Annotated in this window: 23 protein-coding genes and 1 tRNA gene; 14 read left to right on the forward strand and 10 right to left on the reverse strand. The window is 68.7% G+C overall.

What is annotated here, in order from left to right; genetic code table 11:
- Positions 1-56: 56 nt before the first annotated feature.
- Positions 57-683, reverse strand: a complete 627-nt coding sequence (locus ACFOWZ_RS10350) for a TetR/AcrR family transcriptional regulator (RefSeq protein ID WP_382371495.1) — start codon at positions 681-683, stop codon at positions 57-59.
- A gap of 105 nt (positions 684-788) precedes the next feature.
- On the opposite strand from ACFOWZ_RS10350, the gene ACFOWZ_RS10355 reads away from it, so the two are divergent.
- From ACFOWZ_RS10355 to ACFOWZ_RS10365, 3 genes are read left to right on the forward strand one after another with little or no spacing between them, the layout of a single operon-like run.
- The gene (locus ACFOWZ_RS10355; RefSeq protein ID WP_382371497.1) at positions 789-1,832 is read left to right on the forward strand and encodes a medium chain dehydrogenase/reductase family protein; all 1,044 of its coding nucleotides are present in this window, start codon (positions 789-791) and stop codon (positions 1,830-1,832) included.
- On the forward strand, positions 1,829-2,281 hold the full coding sequence (locus ACFOWZ_RS10360) for a TetR/AcrR family transcriptional regulator (protein WP_382371499.1): 453 nt from the start codon (positions 1,829-1,831) through the stop codon (positions 2,279-2,281). The genes ACFOWZ_RS10355 and ACFOWZ_RS10360 overlap by 4 nt, the downstream gene beginning before the upstream one ends.
- Positions 2,278-2,805, forward strand: a complete 528-nt coding sequence (locus tag ACFOWZ_RS10365; RefSeq protein ID WP_382371501.1) for an ABC transporter permease — start codon at positions 2,278-2,280, stop codon at positions 2,803-2,805. The genes ACFOWZ_RS10360 and ACFOWZ_RS10365 overlap by 4 nt, the downstream gene beginning before the upstream one ends.
- Before the next feature lie 8 nt (positions 2,806-2,813).
- On the opposite strand, the gene ACFOWZ_RS10370 is transcribed toward ACFOWZ_RS10365, so the two are convergent.
- Positions 2,814-4,115: a protein kinase domain-containing protein gene (locus ACFOWZ_RS10370; RefSeq protein ID WP_382371503.1), complete on the reverse strand. Its 1,302-nt coding sequence runs from the start codon at positions 4,113-4,115 to the stop codon at positions 2,814-2,816.
- A gap of 32 nt (positions 4,116-4,147) precedes the next feature.
- Complete coding sequence (locus ACFOWZ_RS10375) at positions 4,148-4,483, reverse strand: hypothetical protein (RefSeq protein ID WP_382371505.1); 336 nt, start codon at positions 4,481-4,483, stop codon at positions 4,148-4,150.
- Between the two features lie 60 nt (positions 4,484-4,543).
- Between ACFOWZ_RS10375 and ACFOWZ_RS10380 the strand changes: the two genes are divergently transcribed.
- Positions 4,544-5,158 carry a TetR/AcrR family transcriptional regulator gene (locus ACFOWZ_RS10380; protein ID WP_382371507.1) on the forward strand — a complete coding sequence of 205 codons (615 nt, stop codon included), beginning with the start codon at positions 4,544-4,546 and terminating at the stop codon, positions 5,156-5,158.
- Here ACFOWZ_RS10380 and ACFOWZ_RS10385 read toward each other — a convergent pair.
- The 4 genes from ACFOWZ_RS10385 to ACFOWZ_RS10400 all read right to left on the reverse strand — a co-directional run bounded on the left by ACFOWZ_RS10385 (position 5,155) and on the right by ACFOWZ_RS10400 (position 7,358).
- Entirely contained in the window at positions 5,155-5,415 is a 261-nt protein-coding gene (locus ACFOWZ_RS10385; RefSeq protein ID WP_382371509.1) for a Prokaryotic metallothionein, read from the reverse strand. The two genes, ACFOWZ_RS10380 and ACFOWZ_RS10385, sit on opposite strands and share 4 nt — an antisense overlap.
- A 20-nt stretch (positions 5,416-5,435) precedes the next feature.
- Positions 5,436-5,807: an MmcQ/YjbR family DNA-binding protein gene (locus tag ACFOWZ_RS10390; RefSeq protein ID WP_382371511.1), complete on the reverse strand. Its 372-nt coding sequence runs from the start codon at positions 5,805-5,807 to the stop codon at positions 5,436-5,438.
- Positions 5,808-5,838: 31 nt separating this feature from the next.
- Complete coding sequence (locus ACFOWZ_RS10395; protein WP_382371513.1) at positions 5,839-7,068, reverse strand: glycoside hydrolase family 18 protein; 1,230 nt, start codon at positions 7,066-7,068, stop codon at positions 5,839-5,841.
- Between the two features lie 216 nt (positions 7,069-7,284).
- Positions 7,285-7,358: transfer RNA gene (locus ACFOWZ_RS10400), tRNA-Arg, on the reverse strand.
- Positions 7,359-7,464: 106 nt separating this feature from the next.
- On the opposite strand from ACFOWZ_RS10400, the gene ACFOWZ_RS10405 reads away from it, so the two are divergent.
- From ACFOWZ_RS10405 to ACFOWZ_RS10440, 8 genes are all read left to right on the forward strand, one after another.
- Entirely contained in the window at positions 7,465-8,580 is a 1,116-nt protein-coding gene (locus ACFOWZ_RS10405; protein WP_382371515.1) for a J domain-containing protein, read from the forward strand.
- Between the two features lie 65 nt (positions 8,581-8,645).
- On the forward strand, positions 8,646-9,212 hold the full coding sequence (locus tag ACFOWZ_RS10410) for an HhH-GPD-type base excision DNA repair protein (protein WP_382371517.1): 567 nt from the start codon (positions 8,646-8,648) through the stop codon (positions 9,210-9,212).
- Between the two features lie 67 nt (positions 9,213-9,279).
- A complete protein-coding gene (locus ACFOWZ_RS10415; RefSeq protein ID WP_382371519.1) occupies positions 9,280-10,227 on the forward strand; it encodes a hypothetical protein in 948 nt (315 codons plus the stop codon).
- 37 nt (positions 10,228-10,264) lie between these two features.
- Positions 10,265-11,638, forward strand: coding sequence for a serine/threonine-protein kinase (locus tag ACFOWZ_RS10420; RefSeq protein WP_382371521.1), 1,374 nt, complete (start codon positions 10,265-10,267; stop codon positions 11,636-11,638).
- Positions 11,639-11,750: 112 nt separating this feature from the next.
- Complete coding sequence (locus ACFOWZ_RS10425) at positions 11,751-12,461, forward strand: ABC transporter permease (RefSeq protein WP_382371523.1); 711 nt, start codon at positions 11,751-11,753, stop codon at positions 12,459-12,461.
- Entirely contained in the window at positions 12,454-13,251 is a 798-nt protein-coding gene (locus ACFOWZ_RS10430; protein WP_382371525.1) for an ABC transporter permease, read from the forward strand. Before ACFOWZ_RS10425 ends, ACFOWZ_RS10430 begins: the two co-directional genes overlap by 8 nt.
- Positions 13,248-14,219, forward strand: a complete 972-nt coding sequence (locus tag ACFOWZ_RS10435) for an ABC transporter ATP-binding protein (protein ID WP_382371527.1) — start codon at positions 13,248-13,250, stop codon at positions 14,217-14,219. The genes ACFOWZ_RS10430 and ACFOWZ_RS10435 overlap by 4 nt, the downstream gene beginning before the upstream one ends.
- A gap of 47 nt (positions 14,220-14,266) precedes the next feature.
- Entirely contained in the window at positions 14,267-14,614 is a 348-nt protein-coding gene (locus ACFOWZ_RS10440) for a hypothetical protein (protein ID WP_030470813.1), read from the forward strand.
- Between the two features lie 368 nt (positions 14,615-14,982).
- Here the strand turns inward: ACFOWZ_RS10440 and ACFOWZ_RS10445 are convergent, their stop codons facing one another.
- Complete coding sequence (locus ACFOWZ_RS10445; RefSeq protein ID WP_382371529.1) at positions 14,983-15,153, reverse strand: hypothetical protein; 171 nt, start codon at positions 15,151-15,153, stop codon at positions 14,983-14,985.
- Positions 15,154-15,310: 157 nt separating this feature from the next.
- Here ACFOWZ_RS10445 and ACFOWZ_RS10450 point away from each other — a divergent pair, with 157 nt between their 5' ends.
- Positions 15,311-15,502 carry a DUF1918 domain-containing protein gene (locus ACFOWZ_RS10450; protein WP_030470815.1) on the forward strand — a complete coding sequence of 64 codons (192 nt, stop codon included), beginning with the start codon at positions 15,311-15,313 and terminating at the stop codon, positions 15,500-15,502.
- Here the strand turns inward: ACFOWZ_RS10450 and ACFOWZ_RS10455 are convergent.
- Together ACFOWZ_RS10455 and ACFOWZ_RS10460 are read right to left on the reverse strand one after the other, a co-directional pair.
- On the reverse strand, positions 15,499-16,311 hold the full coding sequence (locus ACFOWZ_RS10455) for an inositol monophosphatase family protein (RefSeq protein WP_236703877.1): 813 nt from the start codon (positions 16,309-16,311) through the stop codon (positions 15,499-15,501). The genes ACFOWZ_RS10450 and ACFOWZ_RS10455 overlap by 4 nt on opposite strands.
- A 20-nt stretch (positions 16,312-16,331) precedes the next feature.
- Positions 16,332-17,312, reverse strand: a complete 981-nt coding sequence (locus ACFOWZ_RS10460) for a malate dehydrogenase (RefSeq protein ID WP_204763197.1) — start codon at positions 17,310-17,312, stop codon at positions 16,332-16,334.
- A 92-nt stretch (positions 17,313-17,404) separates the two neighbouring features.
- On the opposite strand from ACFOWZ_RS10460, the gene ACFOWZ_RS10465 reads away from it, so the two are divergent.
- Complete coding sequence (locus ACFOWZ_RS10465) at positions 17,405-18,004, forward strand: pentapeptide repeat-containing protein (RefSeq protein WP_382371532.1); 600 nt, start codon at positions 17,405-17,407, stop codon at positions 18,002-18,004.
- Positions 18,005-18,013 lie beyond the last annotated feature (9 nt).

Below are 18,013 nucleotides of genomic sequence, written 5' to 3' on the forward strand. Positions count from 1 at the left end.
TGCTTTTCGCGCCAAAAAATATGCCTGAAACGCTCCGAGGTCAGAACTCAAGCTAGTCACCTGAGGTGCGCGAGAGCCCTGATCAACCGGTCCCCCACGTCGGCCGGTCCGGGCATCTTGCGCACCACGGCCCGCTGGTGCGCGAGGCCGTGCAGCCCGAGCCACAACGCCACCGCGTCGCCGTAGAGGTCGTCGCTGCCGTGCGCGATCCCGGCCTCCACGCACGCGCCGAGCACGTCGGCCAGCAGCGTGAGGGCCTCGGCGCCCAGTGACTCGAGGTCGGCGTCGGAGATCGAGGTGTCGTCCACCGACGGCGTCCACAGGCCGCCGAACATGATCCGGTAGCGCTGCGGGTGCGCCCTGGCCACGTCCAGGTAGGCGTTGCAGACCGCGAAGAGCCGTTGCCGCGGGTCGGTGCCGGCGTTCTCGTCGGCCTCGCGCAGGGTGGCGGCGAGCCTGTCCATCTCCTGCTGCACCACGGCCAGCATGATCGACGGCTGGTCGGCGAAGTGCGCGTAGATCGACGGCGCCGCGATTCCCGCCTTGCGTGCGACCGAGCGCAGCGTGACCGCGCGCTCGTCGCCGCCCTCGTCCAGCAGCGCGACTGCCGCCGCGATGATCTCTTCCCGCAGCTTCCCGCCCTCGCCCCGGCGGTTGCGCCTGCGCGGTTCCGTGTTGGTCACGGCCGTAACCATACACCTGAAAGTTTATGGGCGTTAGGTCTTGTGGTCTTAGACTTACGGCCGTTAGCTTATCTCCGTAAGCACAACGAGCCGAGGAGCCGACAGATGAACGCCACCACCACTCACGCCACCGAGATCGTCCTGCCGGGCGTCGTCGAGCCCGACGGCCTGCACGTCCGGGTTCGCGACCTGCCCGCGCCGGGTCAGGGCCAGGTCGTGCTGCGCATGGACGCCACGGGCGTCTCGTTCGCCGAGCAGCAGATGCGCCTGGGCAAGTACTTCGACCAACCGCCGTTCCCGTTCGTGCCGGGCTACGACGTGGTCGGCACGGTCGTCGCGACCGGCCCCGGCGTCGACCCGGCGATCGAGCTGCACCGGTTCGCCGCGGTCACCAAGGTCGGCGGGTGGGCGAGTCACCTGATCGTCGAGGCCGCCGACCTCGTGCCCGTGCCGGACGGGGTGGAGGCCGCCGCCGCGGAAACCGTGGTGGTCAACGGCGTCACGGCGTGGCAGATGATGCACCGCGTCGCGAAGGTCGAGCGCGGCGACACGATCGTCGTGCTGGGCGCCAACGGCGGTGTCGGGTCGACGTTGGTGCAGCTCGCTCGTCACGCCGGCATCAGGGTGATCGGCACGGCCTCCACGCGTCACCACGACGCGGTGCGCGCGCTCGGCGCGATTCCCGTCGACTACCGCGACCCGAACATGTACGACCGCATCCGTGAGATCGCGCCCGATGGTGTCGACGCGGTGTTCGACCACGTCGGCGGCGAAGGTCTGCACGAGTCGTGGCGGCTCTTGCGCCGTGGCGGTGCGTTGGTCAACTACGGGTCGGCCGCGACGAAGGACGAGCCGGGCAACGCGATGCTGCCGGTGCTGAAGCTGTTCGGACGCCTGATGCTGTGGAACCTGCTGCCCAACGGCAAGCGCGCCGGGTTCTACAACTTCTGGGCCGGCAAGCGTTTCCGCCCCGCCGCGTTCCGCGCGCGGCTGGCCGAGGACCTCTCCGCCGTGCTGCGCCTGGTCGGAGACGGTGTGCTCACGCCGCAGATCGCCGCGCGCATCCCGTTGCCGGAAGCCGCCGCCGCACTGGCGCTGGCCGAGTCGCGCACCGTGCTGGGCAAGGTCGTCATCGTCCCGGAGCCGTGAGCAGGCAGCTCATCGTCGCGGCGGCGACCGCCCTGGTCGACCGGGACCACGCCGTGACGCTGCGGGCCGTGTCTCGCGAGGCGGGCCTGCCCACGTCGTCGATCTACCCGCACTTCCCCGCTGGCTCGGCGATCCTGCTGGCGGTGTGTCACGCGGCCTTCGCCGAACTCTCCTCCGCTGTCCTGAGCGCTTCCGACGTCCACGCGGCAGGCCTCGCCTACCTGGACTTCGCCGCTCTTCACCCCAGTCGCTACCGCGTGATGTTCGGCGCCTTCGACCTCGCCGAACCGACAGTTCGGTTGTTCACCGGCCACACCGCGAACGCCCTCGCGCTCTGGCTGGGACTGCACGGTCTCGCCCACCAGCGCGCGTCGAGCCGCCGCACGCACGTGTTCTCCGCCGTCGCTCCGCGCCTGATCAACTCACTCACTTCGGAGGCTTTGTCATGATCGCCGCATATCTCGGTTTCGCGTTCGCCCACGTCTTCGGCCACGGTGCCGCGGTGCTGTCCAGGTCAGGTGCGGTGCTCATGCCGGGCTGGCTCCCGATCGGGTTGCTCGGCGGCGGTCTCCTCGCCGGCACGATCCTGGCGACGTCCGCGTCGCTGCGCATCCAGCGCAAGGCCTCTCCCGAACGGCGTCGTGCCGAGAAGCTGGTCGGCACGGCGTGGATCACCGGGTTCGTGGCGCTGGGGTTGGCGATCACCGCTCTCAGCACGGTGTTCGACGTGCCGGAGCTGCAGACCGTGCTCTGGCCGGCGGGTTCGACGATCGTGGTCGGCCTGATCTACATCGCCGAGGGAGCCGTGCGCCGCAACGCGTTGCACTACAACCTCGGCACGTGGCTGGCGTTGGTCGCAGCGGCATCGCTGTTCGTGCCAGGACCCGGCTTCTTCGGTGTGCTGGCGGTGCTGGGTGGCGGCGCCTACCTGGTGGCGGCGTTCCTGGAGCCCCGCCGCCTGGCTGACCGGTGAGCCCTCATTCACGCCGCAGAGCAGCTCACGGCCGGGCGGGCGGGTTCGGGGCCGGCGGCGACGAACCCGAACGTGGTGGTTCCCCCGGCGGGGACCACGGCGTTGTAGCCGGCGTTGGTGACGGTCACGGCGGTCGCGTTCTGGGCCAGGGTGCCGTTCCACAGGTTGCCGATGGTGTGGCCCGCAGGCGGCTGCCACGTGACTGTCCAGCCGGTGAGGCCGTTCGGGCTGGTGTTGCGCACGGTCACCTCTGCCTGGTAGCCGCCCGGCCACGAGTTGGTCACCTCGTACCGTGCGTCGCAGGCGGTCGTGGCCGTGGTCGTTGTCGTGGTGGGGTTCGTCTGGGCATTGCCGGGCCGTTCGCCCCGCACGACGGTGCCGATCACAACACCGGCGGCGACCAGGACGGCCGCACCGGCGACCATCGCGATCACCTTGCGCGGCACGTGCCGGCGCGCGGAAAGCTGCCGCGTCCCGCTCTTCGGAGGCCCAGCGGGCAGCGGCAGTCCTTCCGCGACCGCGGCGAGCAGCTTGTGGGCCTCGGCCATCGTCGGGCGTTCGGCGGCGTCCCGGCGCAGGAGGCGCAGCAGCACTTCGTTGAGCGGGCCACCCGACCGCGGCGGCTCGAACTCTGCGCGGACCACGCGTTGCAGCAGCGCATAAGGGTTCTCGTCCACACCGAACGGCGGTGTGCCCTCCAGCGCCGCGTAGAGGGTCGCGCCGAGGGAGAACACGTCGGAGGCGAACGTCGCCTCCTCGCCCGCCGCCACCTCCGGCGCCAGGAAAGCCGGCGTGCCGACGATCAGGCGGGCATCGTTCACCGTGCCCTCGCCGACCGCGCGGGCGATGCCGAAGTCGGTGATCTTCGCGATGCCGTCTTCAGCGAGCAGGACGTTGAACGTCGAGACGTCCCGGTGCACGATGCCCTCGGCGTGGGCCGCCGCCAGCGCGGCGGCGATCTGCCTGCCCACGGCCGCGACCACGCCCGGCGGCAGCGCGCCCCGTTCGGCGATCAGCGCCGCGAGGCTGCGGGAGGGCAGGTACTCCAGCACCAGGCAGGGCTTGCCGTCGTGCTCGACGACCTCGTGCACGCTGATCGCGTGCGGGTGACGCAGCCGACCTGCGACCCGGCCCTCGCGCAACATCTGCGCCACCGCTTCGGGGGACCGCCGGTCCGTGTTGAGCAGCTTGACCGCGACCACGCGGTCGAGTCGCTCGTCGCGCGCCTGCCAGACCACCCCCATGGACCCTTGTCCGATCGACGACATCAGCCGGTACCGCTCGGCGATGATCTCTCCTTGCTCCGGCACAGGCCGACGCTACTTCGCCGAGCCGATCAGTTCTAGAGTCGAACTCGCACCGTCACGCGACCTTGGTCATCACGGTGCGATGTCGCGTGCCCGGTCCGTTGTGCGCCATCGAGCTCAAGCGTGAGCGGGCCGCCTTCGCCGCTGAAGTTGCGCCACCAGGTCTTGTCGTCCGGCATCATCACAGAGATGCTCACGATGTCGCCTTTTCGTTGGTAGCTAACGGGTGTGGAGAACGTTCGGCCGGAACGCCGTCCCGTGTAGGAGGCGATGGTGATCCCCCTGCGCACGAGCTTCCCAACGAGCGGCGCGTCGCGCAGTGCGACCATCATCCTGTTGAGGCGACGCACCCACGGTCCCTTGAAGTCCATGTCTTCTAACGTAGCCTCGTAAGTGGAGACCCCCGTCCACTTGGCCGGAAGTGAGAAGAAATGACTGCCGGACCGTCTCAGATGCGTGCCGACGCGCGGGAGAACCGGGCGCGGGTGCTGGCCGTCGCGCGCGAGTTGTTCGCCGAGCGCGGGCTGGAGGTGCCGATGGCCGCGATCGCACGTCGTGCGGGCGTTGGCGTGGCGACGTTGTACCGGCGCTTCCCCACCAAAGAAGCGCTGGTGCTGGAGGCCTTCACCGAGCAGTTCGACGTGTGCCAGGCCGTGTTCGAGGAGGCGCTGATCGATCCGGACCCGTGGCGCGGGTTCTGCACGATGATCGAGAAGGTGTGCCTGCTGCAGGCCACCGACCGCGGGTTCACGGCCGCGTTCGTCGCGTCGTTCCCCGACATGCACTCCGAGGTGCGGGACCGGACGTGGCAGGGGTTCGCCGCACTGGTGCAGCGGGCGAAGGACAGCGGACAGTTGCGAGCCGACTTCTCGCCGCACGACCTGACGCTGGTACTCCTGGCCAACAGCGGTCTCGCGGGCGTGCCGGTGGAGGTGGCGGTGGCCGCGTCCCAGCGCCTGGTCGCCTACCTGCTCGAAGCGTTCCGAGCGGGCACGAGCTCGTTGCCACCGCCCGTGCCGCTCAGCTTGGACCTGGTGCTCAGTTAGCCCGGATGGGCGCCGACGGTGTCGCGGATCTGCGCACCCAGGTCGGACGAGCCCATCCGCGCGCAGTGGGCGCAGCAGAAGAACTGGCCCTCCACCTCCACGCCGTGCCCGATCACCCGGCAGTCGCAGTGCTCGCAGCGGGGCGCGAGGCGTTGGATCGCGCACTCGAAGCTGTCGAACGTGTGCACGCCGCCGCCGACGGTGCGCACCTCGAAGGCCATCCAGTACTCGTTGCCACAGACGTCACAGGTCGCCATGCGCGGAAGCCTGGGCCAGGTCAGTCGGGTCGGCAACTCGAGTCGTCGAGTTGCGCGACCAGCGTCTTCGGGGCAATCACCCGATAGGCGTCCTCCACCAGGTCCGCCACGACGTCCCAGTCGACCTCGACGTCGAGGTACACGCCGAGCCAGCCGCGGTGGCCGACGTAGGGCGGGCGGAAGTAGGTGTCCGGGGCCTGGGCGACGAGCGTCTGCTGGACGTCCGGGCCCGCCGCGCACCAGAACGCCCGCCGGTCGTCGTGGTGGTGGTCGGCGAACATCACGAAGGTCTTCTTGCCCCGGACGAACCACGTGGGCTCACCGTGGCTCAGGCGTTCCGTCACCTCTGGCAGTGCCAGGCAGAGCCGGCGCAGGTGTTCGAGTGCGTCCACCCGAACATCCTGCGCCTCTTCCGGTGGACTATCAGCCGATTCCGGAACGGATCGCGCTGATCAGCTCGCCGTTGCTCGTGTCGCCGGAGAGCTCCCAGAAGAACACGCCGCCCATGTTCTGGCCGCTCGCCCACGAGATCTTGCTGCGGACAGTGGCCGGGGTGTCGTAGCTCCACCACTGGCTGCCGCACTTGGCGTACGCGGTGCCGGCGACGGTGCCGTTGGCGGGACAACGGGTCTTGAGCACCTTGTAGTCCTCGATGCCCGCCTCGTAGGTGCCCGGTGCGGCGCCCGTCGCGGTGCCGCCGGGCGCGGACTGGGTGACGCCGGTCCAGCCGCGGCCGTAGAAACCGAGGCCCAGCAACATCTTGTTCGCCGGAATGCCCTTGCTCTTGAGCTTCTGGATCGCCGCGTCGGTGTTGAAGCCCTGCTGCGGGATGCCGGCGTAGCTGGTGAGCGGCGAGTGCGGTGCCGTCGGACCCTGGGCCGCCCACGCGCCGAAGAAGTCGTACGTCATCGGGTTGTACCAGTTCACGTACTGCGCGGCACCGGCGTAGTCGGCCTTGTCGATCTTGCCGCTGGTCGAGGCGTCGGCGGTGATCGCGGCGGTCACGAGGTTGTTGCTGCCGAAGCGGGTGCGGACGGCCTGCATCAACGTCTTGAACGAGTTGAAACCGCTGGTGTCACAGGTGAGCCCGCACGCGTTGGGGTACTCCCAGTCGATGTCGATGCCGTCGAACACGTCCGCCCAGCGCGGGTCCTCGACGAGCTTGTAGCAGGAGTCCGCGAACGCCGCCGCCGCGCTCGGGCTGCTCGCCGCCGCCGGGAAACCGCCGGACCAGGTCCAGCCGCCGAACGAGAAGAGCACCTTGAGGTTCGGGTGCAGCTTCTTCAGCTTGCGCAGCTGGTTGAAGTTGCCGCGCAACGCACCCGTGTCCCAGGTGTCCGACGTACCGTCCACAGAGGACGCTGCGTCGTAGAACTTGTCGTAGTCGGCGTAAGCGTCACCGAGGACGCAACGGCCGCCGGAGACGTTGCCGAACGCGTAGTTGATGTGCGTGAGCTTGCTGGACGAGCCGGACGTGCGGATGTTCTTGACGTGGTAATTGCGCTGGTAGACGCCCCACTGCACGAAGTAGCCGACGACGCGGTTCGTGATCGCCTGGGCTCCGGGGTCCCCAGCCGCCTGGGATGCCGGTGCCGCAAGGGTGGCTGCCGTGAAGAGGGCTGTCGCGGCCGCGATGATTCTGCGCCTGAACATGGCGGTCTCCTCGATGGGTGACGGCGCGGCGGCGCTGCTCACAAGCTAAATGGACTAGACCACTGTCGTCAATGGTGAACCGGAAACAGGGCCGGGACGTACGGGAAGGAGGAAAGGCAACAGCCAGGGAGGGTGTGGGGGTCCCAGCGCGAGGGCCCGGGGTGACGGCGAACGACGTGGTTCGCGCTCTCCGCGAACACATGTCCCCGGAGAGAGCGGGACCGGCCGGATTCGAACCGGCGTTCTCCCTCCGTGGCGGAGGGCGCGTCGACCACTGCGCTACAGGCCCCATCGCACTGCGTAGTCCCACCCTAGTCGGCGAATCGCGGGCCGTATGCCCGGCGAAAGTGTTGGACCCAATAAGGTTCATGCACCAACCTCGGACTGGACGGTGTCGTGCCAGGGATCGACTACTACGAGTTGCTCGGTGTCAGCCGGGGCGCGAGCGCCTCGGAGATCAAGTCGGCCTACCGCTCTCTCGCCAAGGTCATGCACCCGGACGCGGGTGGGACGTCCGGCAGCTTCCGCATGCTCCAGGAGGCCTACGAGACGCTGAAGGACCCGGTCCGGCGCGCCGACTACGACCGCCCGGCCGCGCCGCCGCCACCCGTCGTTCGCCCGCAGGCACGGCCGCGACCTCGCCGAACGGGCCACACGGGCCGGTTGCGCGACTTCGGCGACGACCCGAACTACATGGCACCGCGTCCCCGCGTCGACCTCGGTTCGATGGACTGGTGGAACCGCATCGACCTGGGACAGCGGGTCCGCTACGTGCCCGCGGCGGGCCTCGGTCACGCCCCGGCGGCCGCCGCCATCGGTGGGTGGTTCGTCCTGCTCCTCCCGTTGGCGATGCCGCTGTCGCCGCTGCTCCTGGCCGTCTGGCTGCCGCTCGTGGCGGGCGCCGGTTACGGGGCGTTCCGGTTGGTGCGCCGCTACATGGCCACGGCGCGGGCCGAACGGGCGTTCGCCGGGGAGTACGACGGGAACACGATTTTCGGCCGTCCGGGTGAAAACAGACGCGAACGGCTGACCGCCGGACTGTTGACCGAGTACATGACGCAGCTACCGGGAGTGCGCATCTTCCACGGCCTCGCGTGGCCGGGCTCCGTCTTCACCGACATCGACCACGCCCTGCTCTGCGGCCGCCGCCTCGTCCTGATCGAGTCGAAGTCGTGGCTGCCCGGCCACTACTACTGCGACGAGGACGGCGAGCTCTGGCGCAACGGCCACCCGTTCCGCGGCGGCGGCTCACAGCTGCTGGACGGCGTCGAGCGCTTCGCCGAGATGCTCCCCTGGCTCGAGATCCGCGGTGCCCTGATCGTCTACCCGAGCCGGGCCGGCGAGGTCACCTGCGACGACGACCTCGACTTCGAGGTGCCGCCGATGACGCCCGAACAGTTCGTCCGCGAGATCGGCGACTGGCTGGCCGACGACCCGGCCACGGTCGACCGCGAGGCCCTGCGCGTGCTGGTGCGCCAGGTCGTGTCCGAGGTCCGCGTCGCCGGCGCCTAGCCCGGCACGGGGCCCGACCTCGCCAGAAGTCGTGGCCACCCGCCCCGCGTGTCAGGATTGCCGCCATGACCCGCACGCTGCGCCTCGCGCAGAACCCCGACGCGGACGCACTCCTCGCGTCGGACATGTTCGCCCTGCTCACCGGCATGTTGCTGGACCAGCAGATCCCGATGGAGAAGGCGTTCTCCGGCCCCAAGGTCCTCGCCGACCGCATGAACGGCCTGGACGTGCACCGCATCGCCGAGGCCGACCCTGAGGCCTTCGCCACGATCATGGCCACCCCGCCCGCCGTGCACCGCTTCCCCGGTTCCATGGCCAAGCGGGTGCAGGCGCTCAGCCAGTTCGTCGTCGAGCACTACGACGGCGACGTCACGCGGATCTGGGCCGAAGGTGACGGGGCGACGGTCTTCAAGCGGCTCAAGGCGTTGCCCGGGTTCGGCGACCAGAAGGCCAAGATCTTCCTGGCCCTTTTGGGCAAACAGTTCGGCATCACGCCGGACGGCTGGCGCGAGGCCGCCGGGCACTACGGCGAGGAAGGAAGCCGACGTAGCGTCGCCGACGTCACGGACCAGAAGTCGTTGCTCGAGGTGCGCGACTTCAAGAAGGCCGCCAAGGCCGCGGCGAAGAAGTAGCCCGGAAGTTCACCGTCTGGTCCACTGGACGCACGCCGCCAGCCCGAACGAGGTGCCACCGTGCCTCGTGAGAGAAGGGGCGGTTGCGTTGCGCATCAAGGCGATCGGCGTTTTCACGGTCCTCGCGCTGGGTCTGGTGGCCAGTCCGGCGCAGGCCGCCACGACGTGGCCGGGTGACTCCGCCACGAAGTACGCGGACGGGTCCAACGTCTTCGGCAAGAACCTCAGCGGGCTCTCGTTCGAGAACGCGAACGTCGTGTGGGCGGTGAAGAACAGCCCGTCCACGCTCTACCGGCTCGTGCCGAGTGGCAGCACGTGGAAGGTCGACCAGAAGAGGTCGCTCAACTTCGCGAACGGGCAGGGCGACCCCGATGCCGAAGGGGTCGTGAGCACGCCGGACGGGCTCTTCGTCGCGGTCGAGCGCGACAACGACGACGGTGACGTGAGCACGCCGATGATCCTCAAGTACGGCACCGGCAGCAACGCGGTCGCCGAGTGGGAGCTCGGCGGCATGCCGGAGGTCGACCCCAACGACGGGCCCGAGGCCATCTCCTGGGTGCCGGACTCGTACCTCACCCAGAACGGCTTCAAGGTCGACGGCGGCAGCACGTACAACCCCGCCGACTACCCCGGCCACGGCAGCGGGCTGTTCTTCGTCGGGCTGGAGGCCACCGGCGAGGTCTACGTGTACGCCCTGCAGGGCACGAAGGCCGTGCTGCTGAGCACGTTCGACAGCGGCCAGGCGCAGGTGATGGACCTGGAGTTCGACGGCAGCAGGCTGTGGGCCCTCTGCGACAACAACTGCAGCGGACGCACCACGACGCTCGCCATCAGCAGCGGGACGTTCAAGGTCACGGCGACGTACAACCGGCCGTCGACGCTGCCGAACGTGAACCTCGAAGGTTTTGCCATCTCGCCGAACTGCGTCAACGGCAAGAAGGTCGTGTTGTGGTCGGACGACGACAACACGAACAGCCACGCACTTCGCAGCGGTTCACTGAACTGCACGGTCTGAGCCCGGATTGTCGGGGTGCGGAACTAAGCTCCCGCGCGTGACCGCACCCCACATCCCCGGCCTGACCGACCTGAGACCGTTGGGCGCAGGTGGATTCGCCACCGTCTACCGCGCCCACCAGGCACAGCTCGGCCGCGACGTCGCGGTCAAGATCGACAACCGCGTGCTCGCCGACGAGCGCGACCGGAGGAGGTTCCTCCGCGAGGCGCACGCCGCCGCCAAGTTGTCGGGGCATCCGCATGTCGTCGGGGTGCACGACGCGAACATCACCGCGCACGGCACGCCGTACATGGTCATGGAGCTGTGCACGGGCGGGTCGCTCGCCGACCAGCTCGACGCGCGCGGGCCGCTGCACCCCGAGCAGGTCCGCGACCTCGGGGTCAAGCTCGCGGACGCACTCGCCGCGGCGCACCAGGAAGGCGTGCTGCACCGGGACATCAAGCCCGGCAACATCCTCGTCGACCGCTACGGCACGCCGAAGCTCGCCGACTTCGGGCTCGCGGCGCTGCTGGACGCGCAGGGCGGCAGCACGGTCACGCGTGACGCCCTGAGCCCGAGCTACGCGCCGCCGGAAGCGTTCGCGATGGCAGAACCCACGCCACAGGCCGACGTCTACTCGCTCGCCGCCACGCTCTACACGTTGCTCGCGGGCAAGCCGCCGCGTCCGGTGCCGTGGCCGATCACGTCGTTCGACCAGCTCGGCGAGATCCTGCGCCGGCCCGTGCCCGCGGTGAACGGAGTGCCGCCGGCCCTGCACGAGACGCTCGCGAGAGCGCTGCACCCGGACGCGAACCTGCGCACGCCGAGTGCCGCGCAGTTGCGCGACGAGCTGCGCGACCCGATGCGGCAGCCCACGGTGCCGGTGACGCCGCCGACCAAGCGCAGGACGTGGCCGCTGGTCGCGGGCGCGGCAGGGCTTGTCGTCGTGATCGTCGCGGGTGTGCTCACGTGGAACTTCCTCACCAAGGAACAGGCGACCGCCCAGGGCCCTGGGCCCGCCACGACGCAGCAGGGCGGAGCCGAGGACGTCCCGCCGTTCCTCAAGAAGTGCGACAGCGGGTTCTGCGTCGACAAGTCGACCTGCTTCCGCGGCGTCACCAACATCGGCGGCATGCCGGCCACCGCCCGGAAGGTCGGCAGATGCGCGGATCTGCACTACTGGGAGTCGTTCGCCGGCGGCTGGCTCTCCGGTGAGATCCCGGCGGTCGACTCGGACGAACTGCTGGCCTCGTCCGAGGTGAAGAACGTCTGCACACCCGCGGTGATGAAAGCCAACACCCGGCCCACCGTGGACACGACCGGTTGGGAGATGACCGCCGTCGGTTTCAAGGACGGCACGCGCAACTACTTCCTCTGTCTCGGCTCCGATCCCGAGGAGGGCGAGGTCGTGAACAGTGCCTTCGGCAGTTGAACAAATCCACTTGCGACGGTCACTAACGTAGACCGACGTGCGTGTCCACGCCGATTTGATCATTGCCGGCTTTCGAAGGTACTCGACCTACCGACAAGCGATGCTGGCCGGAATGACCGCGAACGTGGTCTTCGGCCTGCTCCGCGTCTCCGTCATCGCCGCCGCGCTCAAGGCGGCAGGCGGCGAGATCGCGGACTACGACATCGCTGCCATCAACACCTACGTCTGGATCGGGCAGGGGCTGCTCGGGTTCGTCCTCCTGTGGGGCAACAACGAGCTCGCCGAGCGCGTGCGATCCGGTGACGTAGTAGTAGACCTTTATCGGCCATGGCACCTGCAGGGCGCGCTGCTCGCCCAGGACGTCGGGCGCGGCGGGTTCGCGTTCCTGACGAGGCTCGCGCCGCCGATGGCATTCGGCATGCTGCTGTTCCCCTTCCAGTTCCCGGACAACCCGGTCCGGTGGCCGCTGTTCCTGATCAGCGCCACGATCGCGCTGGTGATCAGCTTCGGGGTGCGGTTCCTGGTGGAGCTCAGCGCGTTCTGGCTGCTCGACAACCGCGGGCTGTACGGGTTCTGGAACGTCTCCTCCGGCCTGCTGTGCGGGTTGACCGTGCCCATCTCGTTCTTCCCCGAGTGGGCACGCGACGCATTGTGGGCGTCGCCGTTCCCGGCGTTGCTGCAGGCGCCGATCGACGTGTTCCTCGGGCACGGCAGCGTCGTGAAACTCCTGCTGTACCAAGTGTTCTGGGCCGCGGTGATCCTGGGGATCGGGCACGTCGCACTGCAGCGCGCGGTGCGCAAGGTGGTGGTCCAGGGTGGCTGAGTTCATCTACCCCAAGCTCATCGGCGCGAAGCTGCGCAGCCAGCTGGCCTACCGCGCCTCGTTCGCGGTCGACTTCGTGTCGCAGGTGCTGGCGCAGGGCTACGAGCTGATCGTGATTCTGGTGTTGTTCAGCCAGGTCGACGCGCTCGGCGGTTTCACCAGGGACGAAGTGCTGCTGATGTACGCGTTCGCGGGAGCGGCGTTCGGGGTCGCGGACCTCTTCGCCGGGCAGCTCGACAACCTGCCGACCTACATCCGCACCGGCAGCTTCGACGTGCTGCTGATGCGGCCGCTCGGCACGTTGCCGCAGATCATGTGCTCCGACATCAGGTTGCGCCGGATCGGGCGCATCACGAGCGCGCTCGGCGTCATGATCTACGCGCTCACCCACGTCGCGATCGACTGGACACCGGCGAAGGTCCTGCTGACGATCGCGACTCCCCTGGCGGGCACCGTCATCTACAGCTCGGTCTGGGTGGTCGCCTGCTCGATCTGCTTCTGGATCGTCGAGGGACGCGAGTTCGCCAACGCCGTCACGTACGGCAGCAACTCCTTCACGTCGTACCCGATCAACGTCTACTCGCGGCCGCTGCGGTGGGTGATGGCGTTCGTCGTGCCGGGCGCGTTCGTGGCGTACTACCCGAGCCTCGCGCTGCTCGGGAAGCAGGACCCGCTCGGCCTGCCTGGCTGGGTCGGCTGGACATCACCGCTCGTCGCGGCGCTGGCGGCGGTCGTCGCCGGGCTCGTGTGGCGGTTCGCGGTCAGGCACTACCGGGGAACGGGATCATGATCGAGGTCAGGGAGCTCCGCAGGGAGTTCAAGGTCGCCACGTCGAAAGGCCTGCGGCGCAACTACAAGACCGTCACGGCGGTCGACGACGTCTCGTTCGACGTGAAGGCCGGGGAAGCCGTCGGGTACGTCGGGCCGAACGGCGCCGGCAAGTCCACGACGATCAAGATGCTGACCGGGATCCTGGTGCCCACCAGCGGCCACATCCGGGTGAGCGGCGTTGATCCGTCGAAGCAACGACGCGATCTCGCCAAACGCATCGGCGTGGTGTTCGGCCAGCGCAGCCAGCTCTGGTGGGACCTGCCGCTGGGTGACAGCTTCGACCTCCTCAGGTCGATCTACCGGGTGAGCGCCGCCGACTACCGCAAGCGGCTCGACGAGTGCGTCGAACTCCTCGGCCTGCAGGAGCTGCTGATCACCCCGGTGCGGCAGCTCTCGCTGGGGCAACGGATGCGCGGCGAGATCACCGCCGCTCTCCTGCACGCGCCGGAGCTGCTCGTGCTCGACGAACCGACGATCGGCCTGGACCTCGAGTCCAAGGAACGGCTCAGGGAGTTCCTCGCGGACATCAACACCCGCCGCGGCACGACGCTCCTGCTCACCACGCACGACCTGGACGACATCGAACGCCTCTGCCCGCGGCTGATGGTCATCGACCACGGCCGGGTGCTCGCCGACGGGCCGCTCGCGGAGCTGCGCGCCGAGGTCACCCCCGAACGTGAGCTCGTCATCGACCTCAGGGAACCCGGACCAGCACCGGACGTCCCTGGAGTAACGGCGGTGCGCAGCGAGGCCAACGGATTGCGACACCACCTCACGTTCAGGAGAGCGGAGACGACGGCGGCTCAGCTGATCACCCAGGTGGTGCGGCAGGTGGAGGTCCACGACCTCGCCGTCGTGGAGCCCGAGATCGACGACGTGATTCGGAAGCTCTACCAACGTCAGGTCCAGCAGGATGCTCATCGGTAGAGTCATAACTGAAGGTAAACGGACACTTCGGGCAAGAGGGAGAGCGAATGCGCGTAGTTGGAACGCTGGCAGCGGCCGTCATCGCGTTGGGTGGCCTGACGGCCTGCGACACGATCCAGGGAGTCAGCCAAACTGCGGACAAGGTGAAGCTGTGCGCCGACGCGATCCAGCTGCTGGGCTTCTCACCGAGCTCGACCGACCCGCAGAAGGCGCTGGAGGAGACCAAGGCCAAGGCCACCGAGCTGGAGAAGCTCGCGTCTTCCTCGCCTGACGAGCAGGTGAAGAAGGCGCTCGACGAAGCGGCGAAGGGGATGCAGAACGTCAACTCCGCGGCGGACTGGGTGACCCAGAAGGCGGCGCTCGTCGAGAAGGTCTCCACCGCCTGCGGCGGATGAGCACTTGAGCCGTTGTCTGAAGTGCCTTGAAACGAGTTTCACGGCCTTCAGACAGCCGTCGCCTTGCGGCGGCGACGTTGGCCCACACCGGGTGATGCGGGTCTTCCCGTGGCGGTACCCGTTGCCCACACGGTGTGGGTCTGACGTGGGTTTCCATCGGGCGTGTTCACCGTCCCGGCGCAACTCGCCGTGGACGTGCCCTCCGCTGTCCTGCCGACGAGTCCGGCGAGGCAGCGGGCTGCGTTGAGGTTGCGGTCGAGCACGGTAGGACACGGTGGCCGACCGGATCTGAGCGGTGCCACGCTCGACGTGGCGGGCGAGTTTGCGGGTGGACTCGTGCGTGCGCACCAGGCCGACGCGCGGCAGCTTCACGTGCCGCCGATCACCGTCTGACAGGCCGAACGCGCCGGTGGTGAACCGGCACGGCAGTCCCGCCAGTTCGTCAGCGCCGTAGCGAGGTTGGCCAGACCGGACGAGTACGCCTCCTTGGAGTTCTCCGCCCACCACAGCCTGCTGCCCTGCGGTCGGATCGAGCGCAAACCGGTACGCCTGGATCACCGTGACCATCTCGCCGTCACGGTAGCGAACAACACCGACAGGCAATTGAGCCCTGTTGCGCACCTCCGGTGTCGGCCTAGGCTTTACGGCGTCCACTGCGCCATGCCTCACGCCGCACACCGGAGGTGTTGCAGCACCATGCAAGCAACAGTTGGTGACAGGCTCCACGTCCACAGCCGCTCCGTCGGACTCGAGGAGCGACTGGGCGAGATCCTCGAAGTGCGCGGGACCGACGGCCAGCCGCCGTACCTGGTCCGCTTCAACGACGGCCACGAGGGCCTCGTCTTCCCCGGACCCGACTGCATCGTCGAGCCGCGGGGCGAGATCTAACCGAGCACCGTCGCGATCAGCTCCTCGGCCAGCTGAGGAGTCGCTGCCGCCACGCCTGACCACCGGTGGGTCAGGTCGGGCTCGAACGTGAACGGACGCCCGCGCAGGTCGACCAGCACCCCACCCGCGGCGGGCACGGTGACCAGGGCCGTTGCGAGGTCCATGATCCGGTGCGTGTCGCTGCCCGGATCGATGAAGGCGTCGACGGTGCCCTCTGCGACGAGCATGGTCTCCAGGCAGGTCGTGCACAGCACCCGGATGCGGTCGGCGCGGTTCGCGATGCGCAGCCACGCGTCCTGCGTGCCGGTCTTCGGGCGCATCAAACACACGGCCGCGCCGTCCAACGACGTGCGTCCTGTCGTGCGGAACGACGTCGGCACTCCTGCGCGCGCGTGCCACGCACGGCCCGTGTCGAACCACGTCGTGAGGGCTTCTTTAGCCGTGCCGTCTTCCACGAGCGCGCCGGCGAAGCACGAGAGAGGAACGCCGAACGCGGCGTTCGCGGACCCGTCGACCGGGTCGATGACGAGGGTGATCGAGGAGCCGTTGTCGACGAACCCGGCTTCCTCGGAGAGCAGGTTCACGCGATTGCGGTGGATGGACTCCAACACCGCGTCCTCGACGATGCGATCAACGCGCATCGTCGGTGTTCCGTCCGCGCCGTCCGCCACTTCTTCGCGGAGCTCGATGCGCGTGTGCAGAGATCGGGCGCGTCCGTACGCCGCTGACGCCGCGCGGGCGGCGTCAGCGAGCGCAGGATGCACGTCTTCGGAGAGCTGTGGCTGGGGAACGTCCCATGGAATCCGCACGTTCCCCACATTGCCACGTCTCAGATCAGGCCGAGGCCCTTCACCGCGTCGCGCTCCTCGACCAGCTCGGCCACGGAGGCGTCGATGCGGGCGCGGGAGAACTCGTCGATCTCCAGGCCCTGGATGATCTCGTACGAACCACCGGAACACTTGACCGGGAACGACGAGATGATGCCCTCGGGCACGCCGTACGAGCCGTCCGACGGGATGGCCATCGAGGTCCACTCGGTGCCGTTGACCCAGTCGTAGATGTGGTCGATGGCGGCGTTCGCGGCCGAAGCGGCCGAAGACGCGCCACGGGCCTCGATGATCGCCGCACCGCGCTTCGCGACGGTCGGGATGAAGTCGTTCTCCAGCCACGCCTGGTCGTTCACGGCCTCGGCGGCGGTCTTGTCGCCGACCTTGGCGTGGAACAGGTCCGGGTACTGGGTGGCCGAGTGGTTGCCCCAGATCGTCATGTTCTGGATGTCGGTGACCGCGACGCCCAGCTTCTTGGCGAGCTGCGACAGGGCGCGGTTGTGGTCCAGGCGCGTCATCGCGGTGAAGCGCTCGCGCGGGACGTCCGGCGCGTGCTGCTGGGCGATGAGGGCGTTGGTGTTGGCCGGGTTGCCGACCACGAGGACCTTGACGTCGTCCGCGGCGCCGGCGTTGATCGCCTCGCCCTGCGGCTTGAAGATGCCGCCGTTGGCCTCGAGCAGGTCGCCGCGCTCCATGCCCTTGGTGCGGGGGCGGGCGCCGACGAGCAGGGCCACGTTCACGCCGTCGAACGCGGTCTTCGCGTCGTCGGTGATCGTGATGCCCTTCAGCAGCGGGAAGGCGCAGTCGTCGAGCTCCATCGCGGTGCCCTCGGCGGCCTTCAGCGCCGGGGTGATCTCCAGCAGACGCAGGTTGACCGGGGTGTCCGGGCCCAGCAGGTGGCCGGAAGCGATGCGGAAGAGCAGTGCGTAGCCGATCTGGCCGGCTGCACCGGTGACAGTGACGTTCACGGGCGTGCGGGTCATGAGCCTTCCCGAATGACGGTCCTCGTTGACGTCGGGCAGGTCGCCCGGCGACCCGCACGTTACCAACACGTGGCCAATGCGAGAGTGTGAGAGTGGACATCCCCGACGAAGAGATCGGCGAGGACTACGCCGACGCCAACCTCCCCGGTCAGCACTGGGAGAAGCGGTCTTTCACCGACTGCGACTTCACCGAAGCCGATCTTCGCGAGCTCGTCACGAGCGGGTGCACGTTCACCCGGTGCGACTTCACCCGGACGGACCTCGGCGAGTCGAGGCACCACGCGACGGCGTTCCGGCAGTGCACCTTCGACCGCACGGTGCTGACGCGTTCCTCGTTCACCTCGTGCAGCCTCATGGGCTCGAACTTCGTCGACTGCGTGCTGCGGCCGATCACCTTCACGGAGGTGGACTTCACGCTCGCGTCGTTCGTGAAGGCGCCGCTGCACGACCTGAAGCTGGGCGGGCAGCGGTTCCGCGAGACGAACCTCAGCGAGGCGGATCTGCGCAACACCGACCTGAGCGCGGCCGACCTGATGGGCGCGCGGCTGCTCGACACCAAACTGGACGGCGCGGACCTGCGCGGGGCGAAGATCGACGCGAACGGGCTGCGGCAGGCCAAGCTCGCCGGAGCCCTGATCGACATCGAGACGGCGATCGCGTTCGCCGCGGCCTACGGACTAGTTGTCAGCTGATCTGTTTGG

Source organism: Lentzea rhizosphaerae (assembly GCF_042649515.1).
GTDB classification, from domain to species: Bacteria; Actinomycetota; Actinomycetes; order Mycobacteriales; family Pseudonocardiaceae; genus Lentzea; species Lentzea aerocolonigenes.

Excerpts from the sequence above, each read along its gene's own strand:
- ACFOWZ_RS10365 (WP_382371501.1), top strand. The coding sequence starts at position 2,278 with ATGATCGCCGCATATCTCGGTTTCGCGTTCGCCCACGTCTTCGGCCAC.
- ACFOWZ_RS10355 (WP_382371497.1), top strand. The coding sequence starts at position 789 with ATGAACGCCACCACCACTCACGCCACCGAGATCGTCCTGCCGGGCGTC.
- ACFOWZ_RS10440 (WP_030470813.1), top strand. The coding sequence starts at position 14,267 with ATGCGCGTAGTTGGAACGCTGGCAGCGGCCGTCATCGCGTTGGGTGGC.
- ACFOWZ_RS10450 (WP_030470815.1), top strand. The coding sequence starts at position 15,311 with ATGCAAGCAACAGTTGGTGACAGGCTCCACGTCCACAGCCGCTCCGTC.
- ACFOWZ_RS10385 (WP_382371509.1), bottom strand. The coding sequence starts at position 5,415 with ATGGCGACCTGTGACGTCTGTGGCAACGAGTACTGGATGGCCTTCGAG.
- ACFOWZ_RS10460 (WP_204763197.1), bottom strand. The coding sequence starts at position 17,312 with ATGACCCGCACGCCCGTGAACGTCACTGTCACCGGTGCAGCCGGCCAG.
- ACFOWZ_RS10380 (WP_382371507.1), top strand. The coding sequence starts at position 4,544 with ATGACTGCCGGACCGTCTCAGATGCGTGCCGACGCGCGGGAGAACCGG.
- ACFOWZ_RS10435 (WP_382371527.1), top strand. The coding sequence starts at position 13,248 with ATGATCGAGGTCAGGGAGCTCCGCAGGGAGTTCAAGGTCGCCACGTCG.
- ACFOWZ_RS10375 (WP_382371505.1), bottom strand. The coding sequence starts at position 4,483 with ATGGACTTCAAGGGACCGTGGGTGCGTCGCCTCAACAGGATGATGGTC.
- ACFOWZ_RS10395 (WP_382371513.1), bottom strand. The coding sequence starts at position 7,068 with ATGTTCAGGCGCAGAATCATCGCGGCCGCGACAGCCCTCTTCACGGCA.
- ACFOWZ_RS10410 (WP_382371517.1), top strand. The coding sequence starts at position 8,646 with ATGACCCGCACGCTGCGCCTCGCGCAGAACCCCGACGCGGACGCACTC.
- ACFOWZ_RS10425 (WP_382371523.1), top strand. The coding sequence starts at position 11,751 with ATGACCGCGAACGTGGTCTTCGGCCTGCTCCGCGTCTCCGTCATCGCC.